At 39.2% G+C, this 20,833-nt stretch carries 22 protein-coding genes; 16 read left to right on the forward strand and 6 right to left on the reverse strand.

What is annotated here, in order from left to right:
- Positions 1-23: 23 nt before the first annotated feature.
- From HMPREF2867_RS01480 to HMPREF2867_RS01490, 3 genes are all read left to right on the forward strand, one after another.
- The gene (locus HMPREF2867_RS01480; protein ID WP_004183576.1) at positions 24-398 is read left to right on the forward strand and encodes a MerR family transcriptional regulator; all 375 of its coding nucleotides are present in this window, start codon (positions 24-26) and stop codon (positions 396-398) included.
- Between the two features lie 48 nt (positions 399-446).
- Complete coding sequence (gene glnA / locus HMPREF2867_RS01485; RefSeq protein ID WP_002884322.1) at positions 447-1,790, forward strand: type I glutamate--ammonia ligase; 1,344 nt, start codon at positions 447-449, stop codon at positions 1,788-1,790.
- 186 nt (positions 1,791-1,976) lie between these two features.
- Complete coding sequence (locus tag HMPREF2867_RS01490) at positions 1,977-2,609, forward strand: CHAP domain-containing protein (RefSeq protein ID WP_038676797.1); 633 nt, start codon at positions 1,977-1,979, stop codon at positions 2,607-2,609.
- A gap of 617 nt (positions 2,610-3,226) precedes the next feature.
- Here HMPREF2867_RS01490 and HMPREF2867_RS01495 read toward each other — a convergent pair.
- Together HMPREF2867_RS01495 and HMPREF2867_RS01500 are read right to left on the reverse strand one after the other, a co-directional pair.
- Positions 3,227-3,637, reverse strand: a complete 411-nt coding sequence (locus HMPREF2867_RS01495) for a hypothetical protein (RefSeq protein WP_070575267.1) — start codon at positions 3,635-3,637, stop codon at positions 3,227-3,229.
- Between the two features lie 312 nt (positions 3,638-3,949).
- Positions 3,950-4,591, reverse strand: coding sequence for a recombinase family protein (locus HMPREF2867_RS01500; protein ID WP_070575270.1), 642 nt, complete (start codon positions 4,589-4,591; stop codon positions 3,950-3,952).
- Positions 4,592-5,071: 480 nt separating this feature from the next.
- Between HMPREF2867_RS01500 and HMPREF2867_RS01505 the strand changes: the two genes are divergently transcribed.
- Positions 5,072-5,515 carry a hypothetical protein gene (locus HMPREF2867_RS01505; protein WP_070575272.1) on the forward strand — a complete coding sequence of 148 codons (444 nt, stop codon included), beginning with the start codon at positions 5,072-5,074 and terminating at the stop codon, positions 5,513-5,515.
- A gap of 242 nt (positions 5,516-5,757) precedes the next feature.
- Here HMPREF2867_RS01505 and HMPREF2867_RS01510 read toward each other — a convergent pair whose 3' ends face one another.
- Entirely contained in the window at positions 5,758-6,780 is a 1,023-nt protein-coding gene (locus HMPREF2867_RS01510; protein WP_218108581.1) for a hypothetical protein, read from the reverse strand.
- Between the two features lie 256 nt (positions 6,781-7,036).
- On the opposite strand from HMPREF2867_RS01510, the gene HMPREF2867_RS01515 reads away from it, so the two are divergent.
- The 7 genes from HMPREF2867_RS01515 to HMPREF2867_RS01535 all read left to right on the forward strand — a co-directional run bounded on the left by HMPREF2867_RS01515 (position 7,037) and on the right by HMPREF2867_RS01535 (position 12,851).
- Complete coding sequence (locus HMPREF2867_RS01515) at positions 7,037-7,297, forward strand: hypothetical protein (RefSeq protein WP_070575278.1); 261 nt, start codon at positions 7,037-7,039, stop codon at positions 7,295-7,297.
- A 9-nt stretch (positions 7,298-7,306) separates the two neighbouring features.
- A complete protein-coding gene (locus HMPREF2867_RS01520; protein WP_070575281.1) occupies positions 7,307-7,507 on the forward strand; it encodes a hypothetical protein in 201 nt (66 codons plus the stop codon).
- A 157-nt stretch (positions 7,508-7,664) separates the two neighbouring features.
- A complete protein-coding gene (locus HMPREF2867_RS11270; protein WP_162837457.1) occupies positions 7,665-7,832 on the forward strand; it encodes a hypothetical protein in 168 nt (55 codons plus the stop codon).
- A gap of 2 nt (positions 7,833-7,834) precedes the next feature.
- On the forward strand, positions 7,835-10,054 hold the full coding sequence (locus HMPREF2867_RS01525; protein WP_070575284.1) for a type IV secretory system conjugative DNA transfer family protein: 2,220 nt from the start codon (positions 7,835-7,837) through the stop codon (positions 10,052-10,054).
- A 92-nt stretch (positions 10,055-10,146) separates the two neighbouring features.
- Entirely contained in the window at positions 10,147-10,950 is an 804-nt protein-coding gene (locus tag HMPREF2867_RS01530) for a replication-relaxation family protein (RefSeq protein ID WP_070575287.1), read from the forward strand.
- A complete protein-coding gene (locus HMPREF2867_RS11275) occupies positions 10,928-11,095 on the forward strand; it encodes a hypothetical protein (protein ID WP_162837456.1) in 168 nt (55 codons plus the stop codon). Before HMPREF2867_RS01530 ends, HMPREF2867_RS11275 begins: the two co-directional genes overlap by 23 nt.
- A gap of 61 nt (positions 11,096-11,156) precedes the next feature.
- Positions 11,157-12,851: a recombinase family protein gene (locus HMPREF2867_RS01535; RefSeq protein WP_070575291.1), complete on the forward strand. Its 1,695-nt coding sequence runs from the start codon at positions 11,157-11,159 to the stop codon at positions 12,849-12,851.
- Positions 12,852-12,917: 66 nt separating this feature from the next.
- On the opposite strand, the gene rnjA is transcribed toward HMPREF2867_RS01535, so the two are convergent.
- Both rnjA and HMPREF2867_RS01545 read right to left on the reverse strand, forming a co-directional pair.
- Positions 12,918-14,600, reverse strand: a complete 1,683-nt coding sequence (gene rnjA, locus HMPREF2867_RS01540; RefSeq protein WP_002884294.1) for a ribonuclease J1 — start codon at positions 14,598-14,600, stop codon at positions 12,918-12,920.
- A 4-nt stretch (positions 14,601-14,604) separates the two neighbouring features.
- Entirely contained in the window at positions 14,605-14,835 is a 231-nt protein-coding gene (locus HMPREF2867_RS01545) for a DNA-dependent RNA polymerase subunit epsilon (RefSeq protein WP_022495963.1), read from the reverse strand.
- A gap of 260 nt (positions 14,836-15,095) precedes the next feature.
- Between HMPREF2867_RS01545 and tsaB the strand changes: the two genes are divergently transcribed.
- Genes tsaB through HMPREF2867_RS01570 form a run of 5 tightly spaced genes read left to right on the forward strand, consistent with a single transcriptional unit; the run spans position 15,096 to position 18,267 of the window.
- Complete coding sequence (tsaB, locus tag HMPREF2867_RS01550) at positions 15,096-15,782, forward strand: tRNA (adenosine(37)-N6)-threonylcarbamoyltransferase complex dimerization subunit type 1 TsaB (RefSeq protein WP_038676795.1); 687 nt, start codon at positions 15,096-15,098, stop codon at positions 15,780-15,782.
- Positions 15,742-16,197, forward strand: coding sequence for a ribosomal protein S18-alanine N-acetyltransferase (rimI, locus tag HMPREF2867_RS01555; RefSeq protein ID WP_038676793.1), 456 nt, complete (start codon positions 15,742-15,744; stop codon positions 16,195-16,197). The genes tsaB and rimI overlap by 41 nt, the downstream gene beginning before the upstream one ends.
- Positions 16,197-17,210 (forward strand): tRNA (adenosine(37)-N6)-threonylcarbamoyltransferase complex transferase subunit TsaD, encoded by a 1,014-nt coding sequence (tsaD, locus tag HMPREF2867_RS01560; RefSeq protein WP_038676790.1) that lies wholly within the window; start codon positions 16,197-16,199, stop codon positions 17,208-17,210. Before rimI ends, tsaD begins: the two co-directional genes overlap by 1 nt.
- A gap of 45 nt (positions 17,211-17,255) precedes the next feature.
- The gene (locus HMPREF2867_RS01565; protein ID WP_371106465.1) at positions 17,256-17,954 is read left to right on the forward strand and encodes an AzlC family ABC transporter permease; all 699 of its coding nucleotides are present in this window, start codon (positions 17,256-17,258) and stop codon (positions 17,952-17,954) included.
- Positions 17,941-18,267: an AzlD domain-containing protein gene (locus HMPREF2867_RS01570; protein ID WP_060971710.1), complete on the forward strand. Its 327-nt coding sequence runs from the start codon at positions 17,941-17,943 to the stop codon at positions 18,265-18,267. Before HMPREF2867_RS01565 ends, HMPREF2867_RS01570 begins: the two co-directional genes overlap by 14 nt.
- A gap of 51 nt (positions 18,268-18,318) precedes the next feature.
- Here the strand turns inward: HMPREF2867_RS01570 and HMPREF2867_RS01575 are convergent, their stop codons facing one another.
- On the reverse strand, positions 18,319-20,823 hold the full coding sequence (locus HMPREF2867_RS01575; RefSeq protein WP_070575298.1) for an SF1B family DNA helicase RecD2: 2,505 nt from the start codon (positions 20,821-20,823) through the stop codon (positions 18,319-18,321).
- Between the last annotated feature and the right edge of the window lie 10 nt (positions 20,824-20,833).

Below are 20,833 nucleotides of genomic sequence, written 5' to 3' on the forward strand. Positions count from 1 at the left end.
ATTGTTAGGAAAGGAGGATGATCATGGCAAGAGAGAAAGAATTAAGGCGTTCTCTAGCTGTTTTTCCGATTGGAACAGTTATGAAATTGACGGATTTAACTGCTCGTCAAATTCGTTACTATGAAGATCAAGGTTTAATTCAACCTGAACGTACAGCTGGAAATCGTCGGATGTACTCATTAAATGATATGGATCGTTTATTGGAAATCAAAGATTTTTTGGATGATGGTTACAATATTGCAGCGATTAAGCATGAGTACGAAGAGCGTGAAGTTCGTGCCCAACAAAAACAAGCGGCTTTAACAGATGCGGACGTTCGACGTATCTTGCATGATGAACTCCTTCAGCAAGGCCGTTTTACGACCCCGTCACAACAATTTGGTAACTTGCGTATCTAATTACGCTTTGAACTTTTATTTTTGGTTTTTATAAAGGAGACCCCTATTATGGCAATCACAGCAGCTGATATTCGTCGCGAAGTCAAAGAGAAGAATGTTACTTTCTTGCGTTTAATGTTCTCTGATATTCTTGGTGTTATGAAGAACGTTGAAATTCCTGCGACAGATGAACAGTTGGATAAGGTACTTTCAAATAAAGCTATGTTTGATGGTTCATCAATCGAGGGATTTGTTCGTATCAACGAATCTGATATGTATCTTTACCCAGATCTTGATACGTGGACAGTTTTCCCTTGGGGGGATGAAAATGGTGCAGTAGCTGGTCTTATTTGTGATATCTATACCTCTGCAGGTGAACCATTTGCTGGTGACCCTCGTGGTAACTTGAAAAAGGCTTTGCGTCATATGGAAGAAGTTGGTTATAAATCATTTAACCTTGGACCAGAACCAGAATTCTTCCTTTTCAAATTAGATGAACAAGGTAATCCTACACTTGAAGTTAACGATAAAGGTGGTTATTTTGACCTTGCGCCAACTGACCTTGCAGATAACACACGTCGTGAAATCGTTAATGTGTTGACAGAAATGGGATTCGATGTTGAAGCATCTCACCACGAAGTGGCTGTTGGTCAACATGAAATCGACTTCAAGTATACAGATGTTTTGAAGGCTTGTGATAATATCCAAATTTTCAAATTGGTTGTTAAGACAATCGCTCGTAAACATGGTCTTTATGCGACATTTATGGCGAAACCTAAATATGGTATTGCTGGTAGCGGTATGCACTGTAACATGTCTCTCTTCACTGAAGAAGGAAATGCATTCTTTGATCCAGAGGATCCACGTGGTATGCAATTGTCTCAAGATGCTTACTACTTCCTTGGTGGTTTGATGAAACATGCATACAACTATACTGCAATTATTAACCCAACAGTTAACTCTTACAAACGTTTGGTTCCTGGATACGAAGCTCCTGTATATATTGCATGGGCAGGTAGCAACCGTTCACCATTGATCCGCGTTCCTGCGTCTCGAGGTATGGGTACACGTTTGGAATTGCGTTCAGTAGACCCAATGGCAAACCCATACTTGGCACTTGCTGTACTTTTGGAAGCTGGTCTTGATGGTATTATTAACAAGATTGATGCTCCAGATCCAGTTGAAACAAATATCTACTCAATGTCTCCTGAAGAACGTAAAGAAGCTGGTATTATTGATTTGCCATCAACACTTCGTAACGCTCTTAAAGCATTGGAAACAGATGAAGTGGTTCGCCAAGCTTTGGGTAATCATATCTATACAAACTTCCTTGATGCGAAACGTATGGAATGGGCAAGTTATGCTACCTTTGTTTCACAATGGGAAATTGATAACTACTTGGACATTTATTAAGAAATTAAATTTGAAAATCAGGTTATGCCTGGTTTTCTTTTTCTTTTAAATTTATTAAGTTCTTGGACAAATTACGTAGTTTTAACTGAGCTGTTTTCTTTTGTCATATTTCTTTATTCCCCCTTAATCGCATTAAAATATGAGAGTGTTAAACTAATTTTATATTAATCTTATTCAGGGGGAAATATGAAAACTACAAAAAAAGCTGCTTTGGCAGTAGCCTCAAGTGCATTATTGCTTGGTCTTACAGTCGCACAAACAGTTAATGCTGATACTTATACAGTTCAAAATGGAGATTCATTCTTCGGGATTGCAAGTCAGTATGGTGTAGATCCTTATCAATTGGCAGCTGAAAATGGCATGACTATTTGGTCAACAATTGTTCCTGGTGGAAGCTTGGAAGTTTCAGGTGCTACGACAGCAGTTGAGGAAACAACAGAAGCTTCTTCTTCAGAGGTAACAGCTACTGATTCAGATGCTACTTGGAATCGTTATCCAGTTGGGCAATGTACATGGGGTGTTAAGGAAGTCGCTCCATGGGCAAGTAACTGGTGGGGTAATGGTGGCGATTGGGCAGGAAGCGCTGCTAGCCAAGGTTATGCTGTAGGTTCAACACCTGTGACAGGATCAATTGTATGTTGGACTGATGGTGGTTATGGTCACGTTGGTTATGTAACAGAAGTTGGTCAAGATGGTCAAATTCAAATCTTGGAGTCAAACTATAACAACCAGCAACAAATCAACAACTATCGTGGTTGGTTTGACCCACAAAACTCAACTACACCAGGTTCAGTATCTTACATTTATCCAGGTGCATAAAATGAAAAAAGCGTTATAAGCGCTTTTTTTTTACTTGTTGGAAGGGTTGTGCTCCAGATTGGATTTAAACTTAAAAAAAATGGTAGCTAGAGGACAGCCTGACACTCAGCACTCTAAAAATAATCTGAGTTCACGCATCTTATATGTAAGCTAAAAGACGGTTCAAATGAGCCGTCTTTTTCATGTATTCAACTATCGTTCACTAAAGGATATTTGAAAATTATACATTGTACATTTAGGATTTTTACAAACTTTTATAACTTTACCACGCGCTCTATCTTCTGCATAAAACCATAAAACTTCGTTACATTTTGTGCATCTTTCAGTCATATTTGTCCTCCTATAGTTTATTACCACAGTTACAACACCGTTCTGGTCGGTCGCTTGTTTTTCGCCCACAGGTTGGGCATTCAATAGTTGCTGTAAGAATTTTTTTAACTTGTTTAATCATAATGATTACCATCCAGATTTCTTTTGACAAGTTCCATAATTGCAGTTATGGTAAGAAAGATTGTGGTAAATAGCTTCTTTACACCAATCGCATTTATTACCGCTTAAAGCTCGTTCACAAGCACAATACCATTCATTAGGGTTTCCCATTACGATTCCTCCTTGTTTTATATTTTAAGTCCAAAGTTTTTCGCCCATTCTTCCAAAGTTAGCCCACTCTGTGTTGATAAATCTAAAAGAGCCATTTCTATTTTCGCACGCCCCCCTTCGACTTCCGTTTTCCATCGTAAAGCTTCCTCTAGGTTTGGTATGACCACTTCTAATCTTCTTACAAATCTTTCGGTATCTTCTTTTTCTCGAAAAAGTTGCTTGTATTCATCACGATTTGCGGAACCTAGTTTTCCTCCAATTTCATTGAGGTCAGCTAAAAGTTCATAACGGATATTTTGGGCTGTTTCTAGCACTCTTCTAGCTAGTTCTAATTTTTCGTTGTATTCCTTTGTAGCAGACTCATTTGATTGTATTTTAAACCAAAAAAATCCACCTACAATCGCAATTACCAATATCAAAAAAAACATATTTTCTCCTTAACAAAACCTCTAAGCATTTGTAGCACATTAAAAATCGTATTTATCTTAATACGAAAAACCTCCTTATTTTATTTTTACTCAAAAATACCTGCTACAATAGGTGTGAGTTTGTTTTAGCGAACGGTCGTCAACTAAAACAATGAAAAATCAAAAAAATGCCAACGTGACAGAGCCTATAAACCTTGTCAAATCAGCATTTTAAATATTTTTATTGGTAACTTTGATTGTTTTAACAAACGACCGTTTACTAAAACTGTTGATAGGTTAAATTTACTATTTTTCTAAGGATTTGTCAATCAATTATAGGTTATTTTTTCTATTTATTTGAATACCATTACGCTTTAGTACATTATAAATAGTTGCGGTAGAAATATTCAGCTGATTCGCAATCTTACGTACAGTCAGTTCTTTTTGTAAGTATTGCTTTATTATTTGTTTTTCTTTAGACTGTTCCAACCCTTTATTACCAAGTTTTACACCTTTTTCTTTCGCTTTACGGAGTCCGTCTTTAGTACGTTCAGAAATTGCTTGAAGCTCCCATTCTGCCACATAACCCAACATCAAACAAAAGAACTTTCCAGTTAAAGAATCTGTTTCAATATTTTCATGAATAGATTGAAGATGAATACCATGTTTGGTTAAATCTTCAATAATAGCAGAGAGGTGAAACATCTTTCTGGTAAGTCTATCCAATTTATATACGACAAAATTTGTTTTAACACCTTTCTGGGCGTATTTTTTCGCCATTTTCATAGCTTTTTTGAGTTGTGGTCGCTCTTGGTTTCCACCTGAATCTTTTTCGATAAAGAGCTTATCGCAGAATTTGAGAGCTTCAGTTTGAACAGATAGTCCCAATTCTTGTCGATTATCTGTTGAGCTAACTCTGGCATAGCCGATAGTAATAGAATCTTTATTTTGACATTGTTCAATATTTTTCTTCACATTTTTCCTCCTTACTTTACTATTGTAGCAGGGTAGATATATTTTAGAGAAAAATTAACGAAATGAAAAAGACCCACGAGGATGGGGCTTGGGGGTACAATGTGGTAGAATTGCCATTTTAGTCAGTTCCTTTGCTCTGTAATGTGCGAGAGACAGTCAACAAAAAACGTATTCATTTGTTGTTGCGCCATTATTAACCAGGTCAAATACTTAAAATTGTTCTTCCCATTGCTTTGTATAATAAATAAAAGTGCTTGCTCTTTCAAAGAATAAAAATCCTCCTGTTAATGTTGACCCAGAGAAATATTTTACTATAGATTACACCTCGATAAATAGTAAAATAAGAAACCTTTTGAAAAATCTTCTGCTTCTTTGTATAATAATACTGTAAATAATAATTATTCTATTTCAGGATTCTTGTTTGACTATTTTCCAATTTCGCCACAATTTATTTCACAATAATTTATGGAGGAATCAAATATGGCATCAAAAAACAAGAAAATTTTTCCCTATGTTTATACTGGTCTTGGTATAATTTGTTTACCTTTTAATTTAGTTAACTCTCCAAATGTTATTCATGATGGTATAAATAAGTTAGAAGCGTATAGAATGGTAAACTTTCCCAAAGAAGTCAAAGAATTTGGAGATACTCTTGCAGGAAATCCAGATAAAGCGATTGAAGAACTTAAAGGTATTACACAAGATAACAATGATTTAAGTAACAATATTTTAAAAGATTTATCTGAGACAAAGTTTGAGATTGAAAATATAAAAACAATACAAACTAACCAAAATCAATACTCATCACCTAAAGAGCCAAATCCTCAAGACATTGTTAATGTTACCGTTATTAATGTTTGCACGGGAGAAAAGCAACAAGTTAAAATGACTTATGCAGAATACCTTAGTTACATTCAACATTAAGCAGCATATTTCTTAGAGAAAAAATAGGTAGTATAACAAAAGCGAAAAATAAAAAGCACCACTCAGAATGGTGCTAAATAGAAAAGAACCTAAACAATAGAATAACAAAATATTTACATGAAACTGTAAGTCCCTGTCTCATCACCTTGAGCTATACTTGCAGTTTTTTGTTGTCTTCTACTGAATAACTTTTACATTATACACCAAAAGTTCTATTTTGTCAATAATTTTCTGAATTTTCTTTATTTTAACAGATTCTTCACCTCCCCAAACCTCTTCAAACTCTCCAGCTCATCAATCGCCTCAACATCATATAGGCCGACCTGCACAGGCGTTTCCGACAATTCCTTTCGAAAATGTTGACCCAACTTTACCAAAAATTCTGGGTTGTATCCAATCTCCAATAATTCCAACAAAGTTTTCGCCGTTTGGGTTAGGTGGAAGGCGTGATAGTTAAAAACATAGTCTTCGGCTTTAGTGGTAAAAACCAGCACTCTCTCATCGGTTTGAAATCCCGCCAGTTCGCCTTGCTTCACTAAAATCTCGTGCCGTCCACCACCCAAAAGCAAACCCGCCTCCAGCAGTTTCGAAATCTCCACCGCCTTGACCTCAAAAGTTTCATACAGCTCAAAGAAATCTTCGTGCGAAATCAGCTGGTGGTCTTCGACATACTCACCCGATAGTTCATCAAAGGAATTGTCATAAAAAGTCAGCGGTGCTATTTTTCGAAAAAGTGTGATATCTTCTTGGCTCAATAAATTAAGGGCTTGAACCGTTCGAGGGTTGGGGTTACTGGTGTTTGTGACGAGGTCTTCAAACAGAAAATTCGAAACTGCTTGCTCTTTTTGAAATTCCAGAGAATGGTAGCTGACCTGATTATCTTTAGCATTGGCAAGGGCGTAATAGAGACATTCCGCCAAAAAGAGATAAGGTCGAGTTTGGTAATGCTGTTCGAAAGAGTGTTTCAGACCACTGTAAATATCTTTGGGAAAGTTAGCGGAAGTTTCCAAAAGCTGGTAAATTTCTTCAATCGTGTCGTGGAGTTCAAACTTGCTTTCACGGTAGTTTTCGTTTTTCAAGCGTTTTTCTACCGTAAACAAGTAACTTGCAACATCTCCCCTTATCTCATCGTCTTTAATGAAATAATATAGAGTTCGCCCTTGATTTGCTCCGCTGTAAAGCTTGTTAAAGCTGGTATCGGCAATGTTTCCCAACGCATCCTCATACAGTGTCTTAGTGATACCTACGGCAACCTTTTTCGGCACAGCCCAGTTCTCGTACTTGGAATGGTTGAAGATAATAGAGAGTAGTTTTGAAAATGTGAACATAGGCAAACCTAGCAAATGGCATTACTTTGGCATTGAAATGGAACAAAATAGCCTTTCCGTGGAGATATAATAGAGCCATCAGTTAGCTAACAACATTATATCACACCAGAGCTCGGGCGTGATAGAGATAGGAGGACTTGCTTATAGGCGAATAACTGTAACATATTTCATCAAAGAATAAAGGAGAAACCTCATGAATCACATTCAAAAATCAACCCCAAAAGCAGAACTTTCTCAACTTGTTAATCCCTATCAGTTAAAAGTCGCAAAAACACTTAGCGAAGCGATGGCAGATAATCAAGCCTTAGAGCTTCTAGCTAATGATATTTTATATAAAGTGGGCAATTTGGCACTTACTCAGTCTGAAATACTCAAAAATACTCCAGAAGCTAAAGACTATACAGATTATATTCTTAAAGCATTTACTTATTATGCTACTGAAAAGATGAAATGAGGTAGCTTCATGGTGGATTACTTTATAGCTTTTATAATTATCGTCGTTGCCATATTTATTTGGGATTGGTTCGAAAAACCAAAACCAGAAGACAAAAAACACTGTAGTGAAGAAGAAATTGCCCTGGCAGATTTTCTGGAAAAACGGAAAGAAATCAATGAACTCTTCTTGGTTGCTAAAGCAGAAATGCGAAAAATTTCAAGAAAATAAAAGGACTGTTTAGACTAGACAAATGGTCAAAATATGTTGAAATATACTACTGTTTCATTGCTTAAATTTCATTCTAATCGCTCTTAAAACTGAAGGCAACTAAATTTAACTTTTCACCAACTTTCTTGTATAAATGGAGACAGAAAGGAGACCAGCCATGAAAAAACTAATAGCATATATTCTTGGATTTGTTGCTTGCGCTTGGCTCATTAACTGGGCGGTGAAACTAATTCTGGAAGTTTGGTGGTTCTTGGTTTTGATGACAGCGGTTGTTTTCATCGGCTGGCTTGCCTTTCGGATTATTAAAACTAAAGATTGGAGGTAGAGATGAAAAGAAAATTTGAAACACTATCTTGGAGTGAACTCAACTGGATGCGCCCGTTTAAAATAGATGATGTGAAATCTATGCTGGGTCAACTGGTGGGGTTGACTCGGCGCAAAGCGGTTATTTTTGAAATTCGACTATCTAAGAATCGTGTACGCTATCTGCTAGGAACAGAAGAACAAGACAAGCGACATATCAGCCAACTAATTCAATCACACCGAGCTATTCAGTTTTCAAGAGCTCCTAAACGCGAAAAACTTTCGGTTGCGCGGTTAGTGAACATCAAAGAGTCTCACTATGCTTTAAAAACGGACTCTGTAGAAAACATGATACGTTCAAGCCTTGCAATTTCAAAAATACTTCAGCCAGATGAAACAGTAGTTGTTCAGTTGGTCATTGGTGCAGGCTCACCACCTCGGCCGCAGCCAAAAGATTTGCCGAATTTATCCGTTAAATGGTATCAAGTGATTACAAATAATATTCCTGAGCTTTCCGAAAATTCCAAAAAGCTGATGAAACAAAAATTAAACCAATCTACTTTTAAGTGTGAAATTCGTCTTGGTGTCCAATCTCGCAGTATTTTGCGAACAAAGGAATTTTTTGATAGCCTACTTAGTAGTTTTCGCATGATGGAGTCAAATGCAACCATCGAATTAAAACCATTAGCTATCCAAAAACTAAATCAAGCACAACCTTCTTGGGCTTATCCCTATAGCTTGGGAATTTCAGACCTTGCTTGTTTTCTACTTCTACCAATTGGTGAAGAAAATATTGCAGGCGTACCAAATGTTCACCCTAAATTAGTAGTGCCACCTTTAGGTTACAATGTTAATCGAAAAACTCAGCGAAGTTTGGCGCAAACGGTTGAAAGTCAATCAAGACCAATTCAAATTTCAGCTCAAGCTGGCAAAAGGCATACCGTTTTTCTCGGTTCAACAGGTTGTGGTAAAACCACCACCATGAGTCATTTGATTTTATCAGATATACAATCTAAACATCATAGCGTAGTTGTGGTGGACGCCAAAGGTCAACTTACTCATGAATTATTAGAACGCACGTCAACTGAACACGATGAAGATATAGTAGTCATCTCGCCAACTGCCAAACGAGTTGTTGGTATAAATCCTTTTGAACTCACAAAACACGGTATTGAACCCGAAGTTATCGCAGACTATCTGTTGGAGCTATTTAAAGGACTTTATCCTGAACATTTTGGGATTTACTCGCTGGATATTTTGTCGCACAGTTTTTTAACTCTGGCGCGCATTCCAAACACTTCTTTAGTCATGCTACCAAGTTTACTCACTAATCAATCCTTTCGAAATAAACTATTAAGAGAGTTAAAAGACCCAATCGGGCTGGAAAGTTTCTGGAACTGGTTTGAGCTACTCAGTGAAGCTCAACGTCACCAGATGTTAAACCCCATTTTGAATAAATTCCGACAGTTTTTGCTTCGTCCGCAACTTCGGGCAATGTTGGGACAAACTAATCCAAATTTCAGTCTTGCAGAAATCTTCAAAAGCAGAAAAATCGTATTGATTCCACTAAATAAATCGGTAATCGGTTCAGAATCTGCGAAACTCATTGGTAGCCTCATCACTTCAATACTCTGGATGCTAATTTTGCGCCAGTCTTCGGTTGAGCCAAGTAAACGCCAATCGGTCTTTATCTATATCGATGAGACACCGAGTTTCCTAGGAATCCCCAATTCTAACTTAGACGAAGCACTTTCGCAATCTCGTCAGTTTAATGTTGGCTGGAATATCGGCTTCCAGCATCTTGCACAGATGTCACCCCAGTTAAAAGCTGGAATTGAATCTAATGTTGCGAATAAAATTGTTTTTGGCTTAAATCTTGATGAAGCTCGCGAAATGGCAAAATATACTCTGGAGATTGATAAAGAAGATTTTTACAGCTTACCCCCATTTTGGGCATATATTCGTACTGAAATTTCACAAAACACTTATCGATGGATTATTGGTAAAGCCTACCCACCTAAACCAAAAATTAGAGATAGTCGCACGCCATTTTTGAATAGCTTGAGCCGATACGGACAAGATATTTCAGAAATTGAAAGCCAATTTAAAAACTACATTTTTGAAAAATCTGCTTCAAAAAATGAAGATTCTAATCAAAAATTAACAGATTTAGGGAGGAAAAAGCTTTCCAATCGCTCTTCGAATCGTGTTGATGAAGAAAATTCTTCCACCCCTGACAAATAAAGGTTTTTAAGATTTTTACTAACACGACTTACTCCGTAACTAAGCACATTTTACGGGAGCACACCTTTTAAATTTAATGGAGAACAAAACAGATGAAATGGAATTACAAAACAGATAACGACAAGCAAATTCTTTACTTTTTAAGTCAAGCTAGATATGCCACTACCAACCAACTAGCCAGATTATTTTTTGACAGTAGCGTGAGGGCTGACACCTCAATTCGCCGAGCTAGTTTTGCGCTTCAAAGTCTGAAGAAAGCTGGATTGATTTCACACTTGAAACGGCGAATTGGTGGCGTACGCCGTGGCTCTGCTTCTTATGTTTGGCAAATTACTTTTCAGGGACTAAAATTCCTTAAAAAACAAGATGACAGTATTATATTGCGTTATAAAAATAAATACGAGCCAACTCAACATCATGTTGAGCATACTTTAGCGATTACGGAAATTTTTGTTGAGACGCTGGAGGCTGTTCGAAATTCAGAAAAACTGTCGCTTGAAACTTTTTCCTTTGAGCCAAACTCTTGGCGCAGCTACCAAAAACTTTCTGGTGTTGGAATGACCCTAAAACCAGATGCTTATTTAGAGCTGGTTAATCACGATTACGAAGACCATTATTTTCTGGAGATAGACCGAAGCACAGAAAGTCTTGCGCGCATAGTAAATACTTGCAAGAAATATATTGAATATTATCGGTCAGGTATAGAACAGCGACAAAAGGAAGTTTTTCCCTATGTTTTGTGGGTTGTGCCAGATGACAAGCGAAAGCTTGCGATTTCGAAAGTGATTCAAAAAGAACTCTACAGTTTTTGGGAATTATTCACTGTGATTACTTTAGACGAATATTCAGATTATATCAAAGGAGGGGTTTCTAATGAATCAGAAGAATCAAGATAGAGATTCAAAGCAGGCTTTACACACCGCAGATGAAATTTGTCGAATTGGTCGAACGACTTACTTAATCCGTCACCGTTTTACTGGAAATCGCAATCTTGAAAATGTCCTAGAAAGGTTGATTTTAAGCGATAAATCACTACTTTAACAGTAGTAAGAATGGTATAATAGAAGTATAAGGTGTGTGAACTCCAAAAGGAGAAAAACACATGAACAGAACTTTGACAATTTCAGATTATAAACAAGTAGATACTTCGAAACTTTCAGATATTACAGTGGTTTATTGTCGCTTAAGTCAAGATGATGGACTGGACGGAGATAGTAACTCAATTACCAATCAGAAGAAAATCCTGCTTGATGTAGTTGTAAAAGAAAGTCTCTCTAATCCTATTTTGTTTGTCGATGATGGCTTTAGTGGTACAAATTTTGACCGTCCAGCTATTTCAGAAGCTCTTAGATTGGTAGAAAATCGGCAAGTTTCGAACTTTATCGTTAAGGATTTAAGCCGTTTAGGTCGGTCTTATATCAAGGTTGGTCAACTAACGGAAATTACTTTTCCGAGCTTTGACGTTCGCTTTATCGCTCTTAATGACGGTATAGATTCTAGTAAGCCTAATGAAACTAATTCTATTTTCTTACCAATTAAGAGTTTAATGGACGAAATGTATGCGGCGGATACCAGCAAGAAGATTCGGGCAGTGGTGCAATCTAAAGCGAGAGCTGGCGAGCGTGTTACAGTAAATCCACCTTATGGCTACCTCAAAACCCCAAACAACCCTAAAAATTGGATTGTTGACCCAGTTGCCAGTGAGGTTGTGAAGCGGATTTTCCAGGAAGCAAAAAGTGGAAAAAGTCTTTCAGAGATTTCAAAAGGTTTAAAAAATGACAAAATTTTTAAACCAGACCGTCACCGAATAGAAATTGGTTTGAAACCTATTTCCTCCAGTCCAAATGTGGAAACTCTACCGTATTTTTGGACACGAGAAACCTTAAGCGCTATCTTAGGGCGTGAAGAGTATCTGGGGCATACGGTCAATCTTCGAACACGGACAAAATCTTATAAAGACAAACGTAAAGTAGATAACCCAAAAGAAGATTGGCTAATTTTCAAAAATACTCATGAAGCAATTATCGACCAAGAAACTTTTGATATTGTCCGAAAAATGCGAAATCATAAGCGGTCTAATCAACGGTATAAAAATCGGATTGGTCATGAAAACTTGTTTGCTGGATTAGTTTTTTGTGGAACTTGTGGGCGAAAACATTATTTTTGCCCACAAGAGAAAAATGGACTCAACCACGACCATTACAAGTGTTCTGGCTACCGTAAGCTGATTGATGGTTGTGAAAATCCCCACTATATTCAAAAATCTGCCTTGATTGAGATTGTGAGTGGTAAACTCCGCCAAACTATTCAGGAAATCCACTTCGACCAAGAAGCCTTTTTGAAAAAGTTAGAACAGCAAAGCCAAGCTCAATTCAGCAGAAACAATAAATGCCAGCGCCAGCAACTTCAAAAGGATGAACACCGCTCTAAAGAGATTGACAGCATCATTCAGAAGCTTTATGAAGATAATCTACTTGGAAAAATTTCAGATGAACGCTTTGTGAAGCTAAGTCAGAGCTATGAAGAAGAACAGAAACAGCTTCAAGCTTCCATTTCTGATTTAACTGAAAAACTCGCCAAACAACAAGAAGACAGCTTGAATATCTCCAAGTTTATGGCGAGAATTTCAAAATATACAGAGCTTCCAAAATTGACCGTTGAAATAGTGAATGAACTGATTGACAAGATTGTTATTCAGAAACCAACTGGCACGAAACGCAATCGAATTATTCAGGTTGACATTTACTACAATTTCATCGGAAAATTAAATAATGAAAAAAGCGAGCCAAACAACTAGGCTCGCTAATATTAACCCATTTAACTAAACTGCTATATGTCAGGTCAGTTGATGGCTACCATTTTTTTATTTATCAGGTGTGAGAATCATTGGAATAATGATTGGTTCACGTTCTGTTTTTTCATATAAGAATGGGCGTAAAGCATTGACGATTGCTCCGTTAACGGATTGGATGCTAGCATCCTTATTTTTAAGAGCGATACGAATAGCATTGAATAGAATGCGTTGGCTCTCACGAATAAGATCGCCTGATTCACGCATATAGATGAAGCCACGGCTGAGGATGTCTGGGCCAGCCAGAATCATCTTAGACTTGAAGTCGACAGTTGCTACGGCAAGTACGACACCATCTTCAGAGAGATCACGACGGTCACGAAGAACGGCAGCTCCGATATCCCCAATACCATTACCATCAACATAGATATCTTGAGCATTGAAGTGACCTGCACGACGCGCAGAGTCTTTTGTTAGGGCTAAGACATCACCATTTTCCATGATAAAGATATTATCTTTTGGAACACCACAATCAACAGCAAGACCTGCGTGGACTTTCTGCATGCGGTATTCACCGTGAACAGGCATAAAGAATTTTGGTTTGATCAAACGAAGCATGAGTTTTTGCTCTTGTTGACCACCGTGTCCAGAGGTATGGATATTGTTGATTTTACCGTGGATAACATCGACACCAGCTTCTTGAATAGTATTAATCAAGCGGTTTACGCTGGTTGTGTTTCCTGGGATAGGGCTAGATGAGAAGATAACAGTGTCACCAGGTTGCAGTGTCACTTGGCGGTGCATCCCGTTAGCGATACGTGCAAGGGCTGCCATAGGCTCTCCTTGAGAACCGGTACACATGATAAGAATCTCACTGGCATGGTAGTTTTTCATCTCACTAGGGTCAATGATAGTTCCTTTTGGAACTTTGATGTAGCCTAGTTCAACCCCATTGACAATGGCTTTTTCCATAGAACGTCCGAAGACAACAATCTTACGGCCAGTTTTTACAGCGGCTTCGGCAGCTTGTTGCAGACGGAAAATGTTTGAGGCAAATGAGGCGAAGATAATACGTCCGTGGATGCCTTCAATGATTTTCATGATAGATTGGCCGACGACTTTCTCGGAATTTGTGAAAGTTGGTACTTCAGCATTGGTTGAGTCTGAGAGGAGGCAAAGAACGCCTTCTTCACCAAGTGCAGCCATACGGTGAAGGTCTGCTGGCTCACCTACTGGGGTGAAGTCAAACTTAAAGTCACCGGTACACACAATTTTACCTTGAGGTGTATGGATGACAATACCGAGAGGTTCTGGAATTGAGTGAGTAGTGCGGAAGAAGGTCACGCTCATATTTTTGAAAGTAAGCTCTGTATTAGCATTAATTTCATAGAGTTGTGCGTCACGAAGTAGTCCGTGTTCTTCCAATTTTCCTTTGATAAGAGCAAGAGCAAGTGGCCCTGCATAAATTGGGATATTTGCCTGTTTAAGAAGGAAGGGGATCCCACCAATATGGTCTTCGTGACCGTGGGTAATGACAAGTGCCTTTACACGATCAACATTTTCAACGATGTAAGAATAGTCCGGGATAACATAATCGATTCCGAGAAGATCATCCTCGGGGAATTTAATACCCGCATCGACGATTATAATCTCATCTTGGTATTCAATACCATAGGTATTTTTACCGATTTCCCCCAAACCACCAATCGCATAAACCCCAACTTCTTCAGGTTTTAGATTGATTTTTGATGCCATGGTCTTAGAACTCCGTTACTTCAAAAACGCCTGTTTCTTTTTCGTATTCAAGGGCTTTTTCTGAGAGGAGCTCGATGAATTCGATGTTATAGGCAGTGTTTTTTTCGATGATTTTACGAGCTTGGATACGTCCCTCAAGTTCAGTTTCTGCATCGATATCTAGGTAGAGTGATTTTGTCTGTTCACGGCGTGGATTACGCTCTTTAGTTTCTTGGTAAAAGACTTTATAAATCATGGTTTTCCTTTCTTTCCAAAAGGCTCTGCCATTCTATAAAAAAACCGGTCAAGTTAATCTTTCTATGATTTACTTGACGTTATGATATTCACTTTATGAGTAATAGCTAGTAGCCTTGATTCGTTTAACAATTACTATTATTGTACCATAAGATAAGGGCTAGATAAAGAAAATGGCGGAAAAAGTTGGAAAATGTTCGTTTCTGGGAAACAGTGACTTGTGTTATAATAGAAAAGCATAAAAGGAAACAAGGAAAAAAGATGAAAATATTAGCATTTGATACTTCTAGCACAGCTTTATCAGTAGCCTTGTTAGAAGATGAGAAACTAGTGGCAGAGTCAACTGTCACAGTAAAAAAGAACCACAGTATTAGTCTAATGCCCACCATTGATTTTTTAGTTGCTCAGGCAGGCTGGCAACCGTCTGATTTAGAACGTATTGTGGTTGCACAGGGTCCTGGATCCTACACAGGGCTTCGTGTGGCTGTCGCAACAGCTAAGACTTTAGCCTATGCCCTCGACATTGATTTGGTGGGAGTTTCAAGTCTACAGGCACTGACAGACCTTACAGTTGACGGTGTTGTGATTCCTATCATGGATGCTCGTCGTAATAATGTTTACGTTGGTTTTTATGAAAATGGTCAGGCCCTCGTCCCAGATTGCCATGCATCTTTTGTAGATGTTCTGGAGCAAGCTAAAACTTTTGAAAAGGTGACATTTGTCGGTGAAGTGGCTAATTTTGTGGATCAGATTAAAGAAAGCCTTCCAGAAGCAACTATCTTGTCAAGTCTTCCGTCTGCCCAGTTAATTGGTCGTTTAGGCTTGTCCTTGCCTTCTGTTGATGTAGATGCTTTTGTTCCACATTACTTGAAGCGAGTTGAGGCGGAGGAGAATTGGCTTAAGACGCATGAGGAGACTAACCGTGACAACTACATCAAGCGCGTCTAGATTGAGTAGCCAAGAGCAAGCTCAACTGATTTATCGGATTTTGTCGGATGTTTATGACAAATCTCCGTGGACGATAGAACAAGTGGTAGCAGACTTGGCTTTGGATACTACGGAGTATTTCTATGTTTATGATCAGGAAGAAGTTGTTGGTTTTTTAGCCCTTCAAAATTTAGTGGGTGAGCTTGAGGTGACCAATATCGCCATTTTAAAAGCTTACCAGGGGCGTGGTTATGCTAGTCAGCTGATGAAGCATTTGGAAGAGCGTAGTGAACCTATATTCCTAGAAGTGAGGGCTTCAAATCAAGTCGCTCAGGCACTTTATAGAAAATTTGGTTTTGAAAGTCTAGGAATTCGGAAAAATTATTATCATGAGCCTCAAGAAGATGCAGTTATCATGAGGCGAGAGGAAGTCTAATGGCAGATAGATATATTTTGGCAGTGGAGAGCTCGTGTGATGAGACTTCAGTTGCCGTTTTGAAAAATGAGAAAGTACTTTTAAGTAATATTATTGCCAGTCAGGTGGAAAGCCATAAACGTTTTGGTGGTGTTGTTCCTGAGGTGGCTAGTCGTCACCATGTGGAAGTGGTGACTCTTTGCATTAAAGATGCCCTTTCTGAGGCGGGAATTACTGCTGAACAACTAGATGCTGTAGCAGTAACCTATGGTCCTGGTTTGGTCGGGGCGCTCTTGGTCGGGATGGCAGCGGCTAAGGCCTTCGCTTGGGCACATGGGTTGCCTTTGATTCCAGTTAACCATATGGCTGGGCATCTTATGGCAGCGCGTGAGGTTCAAGAATTGGAATATCCCCTCTTAGCACTTTTGGTGTCTGGGGGACACACAGAGTTGGTTTATGTGTCAGAACCGGGGAATTACAAGATTGTTGGTGAGACACGTGATGATGCAGTTGGTGAGGCCTATGACAAGGTCGGGCGTGTGATGGGGTTGACCTACCCAGCCGGGCGTGAAATTGATGAATTGGCTCATAAAGGGAAAGATGTTTATGATTTTCCACGCGCTATGATTAAGGAAGACCACTTGGAGTTTTCATTTTCAGGCCTGAAGTCAGCTTTCATCAATTTGCATCACAATGCAGAACAGAAGGGAGAAGTTCTAGTCAAAGAGGACCTTTGTGCATCCTTCCAAGCTGCTGTGTTGGATATTCTCCTAGCTAAGACTAAGAAAGCCTTGGAGCGTTATCCTGTCAAGACACTTGTTGTTGCAGGTGGTGTGGCAGCTAATCAAGGATTACGTGAACGTTTGGCTGAAGAAATCACAGATGTAGATGTGGTTATTCCGCCTTTACGTCTTTGTGGTGACAATGCTGGTATGATTGCTCTAGCAGCCGCTATTGAATGTAATCAAAAACATTTTGCTGAGTTGGACTTGAATGCAAAACCAAGTCTAGCCTTTGCAGGATTTGAAGAATAAGAAGAGCCTCTTACTAGTTTGGTAAGAGGTTCCTTTAGAAAGGAATTGAGTGTGTCTGACTTTCGTTTAGGTATAAAAGCCGCGGTACCGACAGCTTTAGGCTATGTAGCTATTGGCCTAGCCTTTGGTGTTGTAGCAGCTGCTTCGGGTCTATCAGCCCTTGAGGTTGGCCTCATGTGTGCCTTGGTCTATGGTGGCTCGGCTCAGTTTGCTATGTGTGCATTAGTAGTTGCAGGAGCTAGCCTTGGTGAGTTAACCTTGACTGTTTTCTTAGTTAATTTGCGTAACATGTTGATGAGTTTACATGCAACGACGATTTTTACAAAAACAAGCCTCTGGAATCAGCTGGGAATTGGTAGTCTGATTACGGATGAAAGTTATGGTGTCTTGTTGGGAGAATATGTGCATCATAAAGATATTTCTGCGAACTGGATGCATGGGAACAATATTTTCAGCTATCTGGTTTGGATTGTATCATCAGTTGTTGGGTGTTTGATTGGTTCCATGATTCCTAATCCTGAGCTTTTTGGTTTGGATTTTGCCTTGATTGCCATGTTTATAGGTTTGTTAAGTAGTCAGATAGATGCTTTGTTAGGTGAAGGCGTGCGTAAGCTATTCTTGATTTTACTATCTATTGCTGTGGCTTATCTGAGCTTTAGTGTCATCTTGTCGGAATCTTTGGCTGTTTTACTGGCTACTTTAGTTGGATGTAGTGTGGGGGTGATGTGTGATGGCCGTCAATAATTTTATTCTCATTGCCATTCTACTTGGGTTTGTGGTTAGCTGGGTGCCCCGTGTTCTCCCCTTTGTATTAGTGAAATACAAGGGCTTACCAGATATCGTTGTTCGATTTTTGCACTACTTACCAGTTTCTATCCTCTTTGCTCTGATTCTCTCTAGTCTTACGACTGAGAAGATTGGTCACTTGCCACAGTTTAAGTGGATGGAAATACTGGCTACAGTGCCAACGGTAATTGTAGCATTTAAGAGCAAAAATTTGCTCTATGCAGTAATCGTCGGTATAGTGTCGATGGCCCTGATTCGTTTAGTGTTTTAGTAAATGAAAAGACTTGGAGTTGCTCTTAGTGAGTTGCTTTCCAAGTCTTTTTTAGTTATTGTTAAAAAAGGCAGCTATATCGTCTTCACTGAGACCAATCATTGGATCTATAGTTGACCAATTATCTTCAGTTAAACGATAGTTTTCTTCGGTTTGCACAGGTTTGTTAACAGACTTATCCACAGGCTGTGAATAAGTGTTAATAAGAGTTGGAGATGGATTTATATTTCCCGAAATGTCTTTGTTTTCAAGGGGTTCTGAGGATCCGTTGTTTTCCTTTTTGGTTTGATTGGATGCGTCTATTGCCTCGATTGTAACAATCTTCTCGACAGACTTATCAACAGCTTGTGTATAAGTTTGTTCAAAACGTTGGATGAGATAAGTATTTCGTTTAGCCCCCTCGTTGTGAACAGCATAATCGAAGGCTGCGATTTCCCCTAGCATGACTAGTTTACTCTTGGCGCGTGTGATTGCGGTGTAAATGAGGTTACGTTGTAGCATACGCCCACTTTGGCGTGTGATGGGAAGGATAACGACTGGGAACTCACTCCCTTGGGATTTGTGGATTGACATAGCATAGGCCAGAGTAATCTTATTCCATTCGTTACGAGGATAGATAACCTCATTGCCGTCGAAGGACATGTAAATTTCGTCCTGTTTGCTTTCAGTATATTTACCAGGAATGAGATCAGTAATGATTCCGATGTCTCCATTGAAGACATTGAGTTCTGTATCGTTGACCAGATGGAGAATCTTGTCGTTCTTGCGGAAGAAGATATCATTAAAGGCGAACTGATTGGCCTTTTCTTGAGGATTAAGTAGGTCTTGCATAATGGTATTGAGATTGTTAATACCAGCCTGTCCTCGGTACATGGGGGCTAGAATCTGCACATCCTGAGCAGCAATCCCGCTCTTTATAGCAGCAGAGACAATTTTTGGAACCATCTGTGGAATATGGTTAGCATTGGCCTCAAAGTAAGAGCGGTCAGCCTTTTTCTCTGTGAAATCAGCGGGTAGTTGGCCTTGTCGCATCTGACTAGCCAGGGTAACGATAGTGGAATCCTCGGATTGTCTGAAAATTTTGGTTAGGGAAACCTTAGGCAAGTTATCAATCTGCAAAAGGTCAGCCAAGACTTGGCCAGGGCCTACGGAAGGTAGTTGGTCTTGGTCACCCACAATGATAACTTGTGTTGAATCAGAGATACTTTCAAAGAGTTGATTGGCCAACCAAGTATCAACCATAGAGAACTCATCGATGATAATCAAATCGCAATCGAGATAGTCCTCTAAGGTCTTAAAATCGTCCTCGCTATTGAGGCCTAAATGTCTATGAATAGTGGCGCTAGGGAGTTGGGTGAGTTCGTTCATCCGACGAGCAGCCCGTCCCGTTGGTGCTGCTAAAATAATAGGTAAATCAGACTTTTTGAGATCTAGGCCATGAAGGTCAGCATAGGTTTTAATAATGCCGTTAATAACAGTTGTTTTCCCTGTTCCAGGACCCCCTGTCAGGATGAAGACTTTGCTTTGTAGGGCTTTGATAATGGCATCTTTTTGAACCTGATCATAAGTAATACCAAGCTCCTCTTCCACCCCTTCAAGGCTGTCTAAGATTTTGTCTTCAGAGCTGACGTCAGGTTGGTCCTTCATGATACGAGTTAGGTGGGTATAAATGCCCTGTTCCGCAAAATATAGGGTATTATCAAAGATTTTAGTCTCTACATTTTGCACCTTATCCTCTTGGATAAGATTGGTTAATTGGTTAGCGACCAAGGCGGGGTCAAGTTCAATCGGACGAGCACCTTCCAAAAGAATGATGGTCCGTTCAAGCAAGGCTTTGGCTTCTATGTAGGTGTCGCCTTCTTCCATACTGGCTTCTAGTAGACAATGAATCAAGGCTGCTCGTAAACGCTCAGGAGCATCACTAGCAATTCCAAGACGTTCAGCTAGTTGGTCAGCCATTTTAAAACCGATTCCTTGAATCTCCTCTACTAATAGATAAGGGTGTTCCTCAATAAGATTTAGTGACTCTTCCTTATATTGGTTGAAAATTTGTGAGGCGGCCTTTGGTGTGAGTCCATAGCTAGAAAGTTTGGACAGGACTTGCTCGGCTCCATAATTGATTTTTAACTTAGCAACAAAGGCTTCTCGATTGACCTTGGAGAGGTTGGGAATCTGCTCTAATTCGCTAGGATTCTCGAGAATCTTGTCAATAGGATCTTCTCCGTAAATTTCGACAATACGCTCGGCCGTTTTTTTACCGATTCCTTTGAAATTGTCGCTGGCAAAATATTTGATAAGACCGCTGGCAGAAGGTTTTGAACGCTCGTAGCGGGTCATTTGTAGCTGTTCCCCATATTTAGGGTGATTGGTTAGTTGGCCCCAGAAGGTATAGTCTTCACCCTCCATGACATCCCCCATAGTTCCTGTGACAATGATTTCGTAGTCTTCAAAATCACTGTCCGTTTCGTCAATCTCTAAGAGTAAGATACGAAAAAAATTGCTAGCGTTTTCGAAAATGACGCGTTCGATAGTTCCTGAAAAATAAAATTCTTGCATGTGTTTTTCC

Origin of the sequence: Streptococcus sp. HMSC064H09 (genome assembly GCF_001812625.1) — a bacterium.
GTDB lineage: Bacteria > Bacillota > Bacilli > Lactobacillales > Streptococcaceae > Streptococcus.